Origin of the sequence: Bradyrhizobium niftali, from assembly GCF_004571025.1 — a bacterium.
Classification (GTDB): Bacteria; Pseudomonadota; Alphaproteobacteria; order Rhizobiales; family Xanthobacteraceae; genus Bradyrhizobium; species Bradyrhizobium niftali.
In genome coordinates this window covers 205,402-214,252 of record NZ_SPQT01000013.1, presented here as the reverse complement: position 1 = coordinate 214,252, position 8,851 = coordinate 205,402, and the positions used below count along the sequence as shown (strand labels likewise).

Annotated in this window: 10 protein-coding genes; 6 read left to right on the top strand and 4 right to left on the bottom strand. The window is 64.6% G+C overall.

Features of this window, described 5'->3' with window-relative positions; translation table 11 throughout:
• Positions 1-275 (bottom strand): transposase (locus E4K65_RS22995; RefSeq protein ID WP_430649033.1); only part of this gene is annotated, 275 nt, incomplete at its 3' end.
• 357 nt (positions 276-632) lie between these two features.
• A complete protein-coding gene (locus tag E4K65_RS22990) occupies positions 633-1,676 on the bottom strand; it encodes a medium chain dehydrogenase/reductase family protein (protein WP_135176100.1) in 1,044 nt (347 codons plus the stop codon).
• 71 nt (positions 1,677-1,747) lie between these two features.
• Here E4K65_RS22990 and E4K65_RS47415 point away from each other — a divergent pair, with 71 nt between their 5' ends.
• Together E4K65_RS47415 and E4K65_RS47410 are read left to right on the top strand one after the other, a co-directional pair.
• Positions 1,748-1,894: a hypothetical protein gene (locus E4K65_RS47415; protein ID WP_167771052.1), complete on the top strand. Its 147-nt coding sequence runs from the start codon at positions 1,748-1,750 to the stop codon at positions 1,892-1,894.
• A gap of 327 nt (positions 1,895-2,221) precedes the next feature.
• Positions 2,222-2,371, top strand: coding sequence for a hypothetical protein (locus E4K65_RS47410; protein WP_167771051.1), 150 nt, complete (start codon positions 2,222-2,224; stop codon positions 2,369-2,371).
• 112 nt (positions 2,372-2,483) lie between these two features.
• Here the strand turns inward: E4K65_RS47410 and chrA are convergent, their stop codons facing one another.
• Both chrA and E4K65_RS22975 read right to left on the bottom strand, forming a co-directional pair.
• On the bottom strand, positions 2,484-3,869 hold the full coding sequence (gene chrA, locus E4K65_RS22980) for a chromate efflux transporter (RefSeq protein WP_135176098.1): 1,386 nt from the start codon (positions 3,867-3,869) through the stop codon (positions 2,484-2,486).
• The gene (locus E4K65_RS22975) at positions 3,869-4,687 is read right to left on the bottom strand and encodes a chromate resistance protein ChrB domain-containing protein (RefSeq protein WP_135176097.1); all 819 of its coding nucleotides are present in this window, start codon (positions 4,685-4,687) and stop codon (positions 3,869-3,871) included. Before E4K65_RS22975 ends, chrA begins: the two co-directional genes overlap by 1 nt.
• Before the next feature lie 206 nt (positions 4,688-4,893).
• Here E4K65_RS22975 and dmeF point away from each other — a divergent pair, with 206 nt between their 5' ends.
• From dmeF to E4K65_RS22955, 4 genes are all read left to right on the top strand, one after another.
• Positions 4,894-5,844, top strand: coding sequence for a CDF family Co(II)/Ni(II) efflux transporter DmeF (gene dmeF, locus E4K65_RS22970; RefSeq protein ID WP_167771050.1), 951 nt, complete (start codon positions 4,894-4,896; stop codon positions 5,842-5,844).
• A 93-nt stretch (positions 5,845-5,937) separates the two neighbouring features.
• Positions 5,938-6,777, top strand: a complete 840-nt coding sequence (locus E4K65_RS22965) for an N-acyl homoserine lactonase family protein (protein ID WP_135176095.1) — start codon at positions 5,938-5,940, stop codon at positions 6,775-6,777.
• Positions 6,778-6,857: 80 nt separating this feature from the next.
• On the top strand, positions 6,858-7,736 hold the full coding sequence (locus E4K65_RS22960) for a DMT family transporter (protein WP_135176094.1): 879 nt from the start codon (positions 6,858-6,860) through the stop codon (positions 7,734-7,736).
• A 366-nt stretch (positions 7,737-8,102) separates the two neighbouring features.
• Positions 8,103-8,729, top strand: a complete 627-nt coding sequence (locus tag E4K65_RS22955) for a hypothetical protein (protein ID WP_235885706.1) — start codon at positions 8,103-8,105, stop codon at positions 8,727-8,729.
• Positions 8,730-8,851 lie beyond the last annotated feature (122 nt).

Below are 8,851 nucleotides of genomic sequence, written 5' to 3'. Positions count from 1 at the left end.
ACCCGGTTCAGATAGCCATAAATGTAGAGCTTCAGGAGAACCGAGGGGTGATACGACGGCCGTCCCGTTGCGGCCGGCTCCGCTCCCTCAAAGCCCATCTCAGCCAAATCAAGCGCATCGACAAACACGTCGATCACTCGAACAGGGTTGCTCTCGTCAATGAAATCATCGAGGCATTCGGGCAATAATGTCCATTGCCCACGATCGGCCTGCTCAACGAAGCGCCTCATCAGCTTCCCCCGCAGAATCACCAGAGAATCATAGCAAAGCAGCAGCGTTTTCACACAGCCAGGGTCAATTGCAGCCGCAAGGTTGGACCGGACCGATTGAAACAAAGTCGGGTGGTGCGCAGCCGGAAAGTCCGCAAGGTCAAAGCCCACCGGGGATGCAGGCAGCGCCGGACGGATCAACAAAGACAGTCGTTGAGCCCCGGAAGTGAGCCACTCCCTGGTCGGTGAGCGGTCCGGCTTCGCTCAGGGCGAGCCGGACCGTAAGGCTCCTTTGGGCCCGTTCCTGCCGATCGCCATGCTCACAGCCGGCTCGGCGTCTTGGGTTCGAATGGAAGTTGTTGGCGGTCATTCCGAGCGGCGGTCCTGACCGTAGCGGAAACGCCCGGGCAGCGTCGCACCGCGTCAGGCGGCGCGCTGGCTGCGTCGCGAGGAGAGATCCGGGCACAGCACGAGCTTGCCCTCGAGACCGCCAGCCTCGAGGCGACGGTGAGCATCGGCGACCTCGTCGAAGGAGATCCGCTCGGCGACGCGCGGCCGGATGGCACCTTCTGCCAGAAGCTCGAACAGTTCCTCCAGGTCCTCCTTGAACCAGGTGGGATGTCGCGCCCGCATGGCATTTACCGAGTAAAAGCGGGCTCGCTTGCCGTCGGGCAATAATCTCCACAGGTAGAGGCGCGCGATCTCCATCACGATAGGGAGCATTCGGCGCTTTGCCTGCACGCTCGCCGAGAACCCGATGGCACAGAGCAGGCCACCTGGCTTGAGCGCCGCGTATGAGCGGCGATAGCCGTCTTCGCCAACGCCGTCGACGATGACGTCGAACCCGCCCGGCAGAACCCGCGTGAAGTCCTCATGCTTGTAGTCGATCGGGATTGCCCCCAGGTCTCGGACGAGCGCCATGTGCTCGCCGCGTACCGTGCCCCACAGCTCGAGGCCCGCCAGTCTCCCGAGCACGAGCAGCGCCTGGCCGACTGCGCCGGCGGCTCCGTGCACGAGCACACGTTGGCCTCGCTGGACTTGGGCCACACGGTGCAGAAGCTGGTGCGCGGTCGTCCAGCTCAAGATCAGCGTGGCCGCCTCGGCCGCGTCTACGCCCGCCGGCACGCGGGCCACGTCGTTCGCCCGAAGCGTGCGATACTCGGCGTTTGACCCGACCACCGTCATGTCGGCCACGCGATCGCCAATTTGATACTCGTGCACGCCTTCGCCGAGCTGATCGATTGCCCCCACCACGTCGTAGCCCATCACGAACGGCGGCCGGAGGCGCATCGTTTGCGGGTATAGATGGCGCCTGATCAACACCTCGGTGTAGTTGAGGCTCGACGCGAGCACGCGAACGCGCACCTCGCCCTGGCCGGCGGTGGGCAGGCGAGCGTCGACGACCTCCAGTCTCTCGGGATCACCGAAGCGGCTGACTTGAACAACTCGATTGCGCTGTTCCATCATGGGCGATCTCCATGCAATGCCGTCATTCAGCGCAAGAACGGGGAGACTGCCGCCAAGCTGGAAAAATGAAATTGATCCAGATCAAGCCTGAGGCTGCACTGTTTGGAATTCTGCTCGGGCTAAATGACCAACCGGGTTATTTGGCGCCATCATTTTTCATTGGTGGGGAAAATGCCTGCGGTTGTTATGCAGTTCGTTTCGCATCCAAGACCCGGTAGCGATCTCGCGACCATCTTACAGCTTGCAAAGGACGGCGCGACACTTTGGAGAAAACATGGGGCGTCACTCAAGCTAGGAGCTCGGCTCATTCCACCGGCCCCAGGTCTACCTAGGTATGGTCACTTCATACCTCCGCGCGATGGCGCCGACCCAGTGCTTGGTGCTACCGATACATCCAGAGTGAAGAGCAACGGAACCGGTCCTGCGAGCCGGCAGTTGCGGGACAAGGCCGGCGGCGTAGTGCCCGCCGGGCTCTTCTCCCGATCCAGCGGCGCTTTGCCGCTCAACTGAGGCTTGCTGCCATGGTTGGTGCAGAGAGTACGCCCATGCGTAACATCGCCGATTTCCTGATGCGGTTCTGGCAGGGAAACCAGCCCGCATCCAATGGTCAGATCGCGGCTATGGCTGAAAACGGAGATCGATCCAGCATGGCTGATTTTGTCCGGATCCTGCAGGCCTACGATCAAGCCCTGTAGGGCGGGACTTGGCGGCGGCCGCGTCAGTCCGTGCTACGGACGTCCGAAGGCCAAGACCTGAGACCGCACCGCGTACATGCCCTGGCGCCAGGTGACGGGTGCGCTCCTCTTCCTAGATGATCCCCGCCATCCGCAGCCCAACACCAGCCGCGCAACTGCCCGCAAGCACCGTGAGCATCCCGAGCTTGAAGCGGAAGATCGCGGTGGCGGCTGCGATCGACAGCACGAGCGCCGGAATGTCGACGCTGGTCAGCACCGGCCTGTCGAAAGCGAACGGAAACGCATGCACCGGCACGGTCTCGCGGAACAGCGTGTGCAGCGCGAACCAGATCGAGAGGTTGAGGATCACGCCGACGACGGCGGCGGTGATCGCGCTGAGCGCGCCGGCGAGGCCCGTATTGCCGCGCAGGCGCTCGATATAGGGCGCGCCGACGAAGATCCAGAGGAAGCAGGGCGTGAACGTGACCCAGGTCGCGAGCAGTCCGCCGAACGTCGCCGCCAGCATTGGCGACAGGCCGCCGGGGTCCCGATAGGCGGCCATGAAGCCGACGAACTGGAGCACCATGATCAGCGGGCCCGGCGTGGTCTCGGCCATGCCGAGGCCGTCGAGCATCTCGTGCGGCTTCAGCCAGTGATAATGCTCGACCGCCTGCTGGGCGACGTAGGCCAGCACCGCATAGGCGCCGCCGAAGGTGACCAGCGCCATTTTCGAGAAGAACAGGGCGATCTGGCTGAACACGTTGGCCTGGCCGAGGGCCAGAAGCAGCGCGATCACGGGCACCAGCCACAGCGCAAGCCAGAGCGCGCCGACCCGGACCGCGCGCGCGGTATCAGGCTTGACGTGATCGGGTACGGCGTCGCCGAGCATGCTGTCGATCACCGCGCCGCTGCCGCCAGGGCCGTGACCGGCCGGAGCGAATTCCGGCCGGCCCTGCCTGGCGCCGATATATCCGATCACGCCGGCGGCAATGATGATGATCGGGAAGGGAACCGCGAAGAAGAAGATAGCGACGAAGGCGATGGCGGCGAGCGCGATCATGATGCGGTTCTTCAGCGCGCGCTTGCCGACGCGCACCACGGCCTCGACGACGATGGCGAGCACGGCCGCCTTCAGGCCGAAGAACAGCGCCTCGACGAAGCTGACATTGCCGAAGGCGGCGTAGACGTAGCTCAAGGCCATGATGGCGATGATGCCGGGCAGGATGAACAGCCCGCCCGCCATCAGCCCGCCGGCGGTGCGGTGCATCAGCCAGCCGACATAGGTCGCAAGCTGCTGCGCCTCGGGTCCCGGCAAAAGCATGCAGTAATTCAGCGCATGCAGGAACCGGCCCTCGGAGATCCATTTCTTCTCCTCGACCAGGATGCGGTGCATCACCGCGATCTGGCCCGCGGGCCCGCCGAAGCTTAAGCAGGCGACGCGCAGCCAGACGCGGAAGGCTTCGTTGAAGCTGATGCCGTGACCGGCATCAGCTCCTGCTTGAACGTTACGGGTATCCATTACGCCTTCACCTTGTTGGTCGGCCAGTTGTGGGTCTCGGCCGTCGCGTCGCGGCACCAGCGATAGAAGGCGTCATAGAGCAGCATGCCGGCCTCGAGCTGTTCGAGGTCGTCGTCGTACATCCGCGACAGCCCGAGCGAGGCCGCGAGCAGGCCGGGCGCTTCAGGCGCCAGATCGGGCCGCGCGGTGTCGGCGCCGCGCACCAGCGTTGCGAGCCGGAGCAAAGCCGGCGTCGCGATCCCGAACTCCTCGATCATGACGTCGAAGGTGCAGAGCTCGCCGCGGTGGCTCCAGAACACGTTCTCGATGTCGAAGGGGGCTGCGCCAAACCGCTCGCCGACCGCGACAACCTCGGACGGCGCCACATACAGGAACACCGCGTTGGGATCGACGAAGCGGCGGATCAGCCAGGGGCAGGCGATGCGGTCGACCTTCGGCCGCGCCCGCGTCACCCAGACGGTGCGTCCCTTGGCGTCGCGCGGCGGCAGCTTGCGCGTGTCGAGCAGCGGCAGCTTGGCCGCCTTCCAGCCCTCGAAGCCGCCCTCCAGCGTCTCGGCCTGCGCCCCGAGCTGGCGGAGCCAGGCGGCGGTGCCCTGCGCGAGCTTTTCACCGCGCAGGCACGAGACGATGGCCCGGCGGCCGGCGAAATCGCCGCCCCAGTCCTGGACCTTGTCGTGGCTGAGCTTGATGGAGCCGGGGATCAGCCGCCGGTCGGCGGCAAAATCCTCTTCCGTGCGCACGTCGATCAGGGCAGGGGCGTTTGCCGTGCCGATCAGCCGCGCCAGCTTGTCAGATGATATCGTCGTGAATGTAGACATGATGCGTCCTCGCAAAAATCGAACGGGACGCGATACTTGGGCATGTCGCCTCGTGGGGAGATCGCTCAAATCCCCATGCCGCCAATTACAGCGAAACGCTGGCTGCCTGTCAATCGCCGGTTTCGGCGGCATTTGACGTTAGAAAGATATGCTGCCGGGGCCTATATTCGGGCCACGCAGATTCTGTTTTCCGGAGAGTTGAGCCGATGCACTCCCATTCCATCGAGCAATGGACCCATGACCACGCCTTCCTCGGCGACCGGCACGACGAGAACGAGCGGCGCACCTGGCTCGTGGTGGTCCTGACCCTGGTCATGATGGTCGGCGAGATCGTCGCCGGCTCGCTGTTCGGCTCGATGGCGCTGCTGGCCGACGGCTGGCACATGGGCACGCATGCGGCGGCGCTCGGCATTGCCGCGTTCGCCTACCGCTTCGCGCGCCGTCATCTGGGGAATTCGCATTTCACTTTCGGCACCGGGAAGTTCGGAGACCTTGCCGCCTTCTCCAGCGCGATTATCCTCGGCCTGATCGCGGTCGAGATCGCCTATGAGAGCGTGCTGCGGCTGTTCACGCCGGTGCCGATCGTCTATGGCGAGGCGATCGCGGTGGCGGCGCTCGGCCTTTGCGTCAACCTCGCCAGCGCGTGGCTGCTGCGCGGCAGCCATGATCACCATCATCACGGCCACGGCCATGCGCATCATGATCACGACGATCATGATCATCACCACCATCATCACGACAACAACCTTCGTGCGGCCTATGTCCACGTCATGGCGGATGCCGCGACCTCGGTGCTCGCGATCGGCGCGCTGCTGGTGGCGATGTCTTCGGGATGGGTCTGGGCCGATCCGGCCGTCGGCCTGATCGGCAGCGTCGTGATCGCGAGCTGGGCGTTCGGCCTGATCAAGAGCTCGGGCGCGGTTCTGCTCGACGTGCGCGCCGACGAGAAGCTTGAACGCACCATCCGCGCCCGCATGGAGGTCGGCGAGGACCGCGTCACCGACCTCCATCTCTGGCAGGTCGGCCCCGGCCATTGCGCCGTGCTGGTCTCGGTGGTGTCGGACAAGCCGAAGCAGCCGGCCGTCTACAAGAAGCGGCTCGCCGGGCTGAAGGGCCTCAGCCACGTCACGGTCGAGGTCGAGACCTGCCCGCATTGATGTGATCCGCCGAAATGGAATTCGGCGGCGCGGCCGGGGTTGATCCTCGGTCGCAGCCATACAAGGCTTGCGCTGCAAGAGGGACCAAGGATGATGTCAGGGATCACGAGGATCAGGTTCGCTTTCGCCGTGGCCGCGCTGGCTCTGTCGGGCCAGGCGGCGCTCGCGCAGTCCGAGAAATCAGGCGTCGAAAAGCTCTACGTCCTCAATTGCGGCGAGGGTACCGCCGGCGACATCTCGCGCTGGACGCCCGGCCTGAACGAAGGCAAGTCGATGGACTTCGTCGACAGCTGCTATCTCATCAAGCACAGCAGCAAGGGCTGGTTCCTGTGGGACACCGGCATCGCTGATGCCGTCGCCGCGATGCCGAATGGCCTGGTTCCCGCCGATCCCAAGGCCGTCACCTGGCGCCGGCCGAAGACGCTTGCCGCCCAGCTCGAACAGCTCGGCCTCAAGCCGGATGACGTCAAGGCGATGGCGGTGTCGCACACGCATCCCGACCACTCCGGCAATGTCGAGCTGTTCCCGCAAGCCACGCTCTACGTGCAGAAGGCCGAATATGACTGGCCCGGCGCCAATAACGAACCGCGCTTCAAGCCCTCGCATCCGGTCGAGCAGCTCGCGGGCGACAAGGACGTGTTCGGCGACGGCAGCGTGACCATCCTGTCGACACCCGGCCATACGCCGGGACACCAGTCGCTGCTGGTGAAGTTGCCGAAGACCGGCGCGGTGATCCTGTCCGGCGATGTCGTTCACTTCAAGGATAATTGGGATAACCGCCGCGTGCCCGGCATGAACGTCAACAAGGACCAGAGCGCGGCCTCGATGCAGAAGATCGCCGACACGCTCGCCAGGGAGAAGGCGCAGCTCTGGATCAATCACGACAAGGCCCAGCGCGACAGCCAGAAGATGTCGCCGGAGTTTTACGACTAGCTTCTCGGACCACCCTTGTTGCCACACCGGTGGCAGCAGGGCTGTGTTAGCCGCCCCGAAGCTCCGCGCAGGAGGCGATCGTGGGGGAATGGGCCGGGGTTGCGATTGCGCTGGCGTCCAGCAGCCTCGGAGGCACCGCGGCGGCGATCACGCGCTATCTCGTCGGCAGCGCCGATCCGGTCCTGCTGGCGATCCTGCGCTGGGGGATCGGTTTTCTCTGCCTGTTGCCGTGCGCGCTCCTGCTCGGCGTGCGTTGGCCGCAGCGGCCCGACTGGCTGGCCGTGGCGCTGCTCGGCATCTGCTTCTTCGGCCTGTTCTTCATCCTCTACAATATCGCGGTGTCCTACACGACCGCGGCGCGCGCCAGCCTCGCGCTGGCGACGCTGCCGCTCCACACGATGGTGGTCGGCGCGATCCTCGGCGTGGAGCGGCTGACGGCGCGCAAGATCATTGGCGTCTGCATCGCCGTGCTCGGCGTGGCGGCGGCGCTCGCCGCGGGCCTCGCGCAAAGCCCGCCGGGCGCCTGGCGCGGTGAGCTGATCATGACCGGCGCCGTGTTCTGCATGGCGTTCTACAACGTGCTGTCGCGCCCGCTGATGCAGCGCTCGAGCGCGCTCGGCTTTCTCACGGTCGGCATGGGCGCGGGCGCCGTCGTGCTGGTGCTGGCGGGGCTCGTGAAAGGCAGCTTTGCGGCGCTCGATCACTTCACGACGGCGCAGTGGATCGCCGGCATCTATCTCGGAGCCGGCGGCGGCGCGCTCGCCTTCATCCTCTGGGTCATGGCGCTGGCGCGGGCAACGCCGACCCGCGTCGCCAATACGATGACGGTCAATCCGATTGCCGCGACCTTGCTGGCAGCACTGCTGATCGGCGAGCCGATCACGCCAAATCTCCTGGTCGGGCTGCTCGCGGTGTTCGCCGGAATCTGGATCGCGACCAGTGAAGCGAAGACGAATTGATCAGCTCCGCGCAGAGTGACAGTTTGACGCCGGCACATCGCCAACAGTCAACGGCACACGCTGCAGTTCGCCGTGCGGTCCAATGCAGGTAGACGCAGGATGCTGCCATTGCCGTGCCTATAGTTTCAGCAAGGCAGTCATCAACGATCCGACAGGCATGCCGTTCGGAGAGGCGGGTCATGCATTTCTGAAATCCCGATCAGGCCTTCACTTAAGCGGACTTTAAAGAGTCGGCCGCTATGCATGTAAACGTGCATAATTCAGCAGGACGGCAAGGACATGCGTAATTCGATAGGGCGGCGTCAGTTCCTGTGCGGTTGTTGCGCGGTGCTTGGCGCTGCGGCTCTGCCGAGACAAGCGAGCGCCGTGGGCGATCCCGAAATCGTTCCGATCGAGTTTGCGAGCTTTCACGATCAGACGTTCAGCAACGAATATCTGCAGTTCATGAATGTCACGATCCCGCCCGGACAGATCGCCGCCTATCACCGGCACACCAGGGACTTTGCCCAAGTGTACATGGCCGTCTCGGATGCGGAGGGCACGCCGCTTGGGGGCAAGCCCGTCATCACGCCGCGCAAGGTCGGAGAAGTGTTGTTCACCAACTATACGAAGCAGCCGGTGGTGCACCAGGTCGCCAATGTCGGCACCAGCGATTTCCGCATCATGGGGTTCGAGATATTCGACTCTCAGCCAGGCCGCTTTGCGCCGCTTGCTCGCCCTGCGCCCTACGTCTCGGTCATGGACAACCACCGTGTCCAGGCCTGGCGGTTGATCCTCCAGCCGGGTGAGGCGGCGCCACCTATGCAGCAGGCGGCGCCCGGTGTGCGCATCGTGGTGCAGGGTGGCGTGCTGGTCGAGGGCGTGCAGGGGAAGCCGGACCACAAGCTCAACCTGAAGTACGGCGATTTCGCGTGGCAAAATGCCGGCCCCGTACGGACGATGCGAAACGCAGGAACATCGACCGTCGAGCTTGTCGAATTCGAACTGAAATGAGGCGTGACATTCGGGCGGAGGAGCGTTCCTGCTGAGCGGGCAGCCCTCACTTCCTGGGTTCTGATGCGAATGAGGAGTGGGGCGTGTCTATCAAGCGGTCGGGAATTGCCATTGCTGCGCTG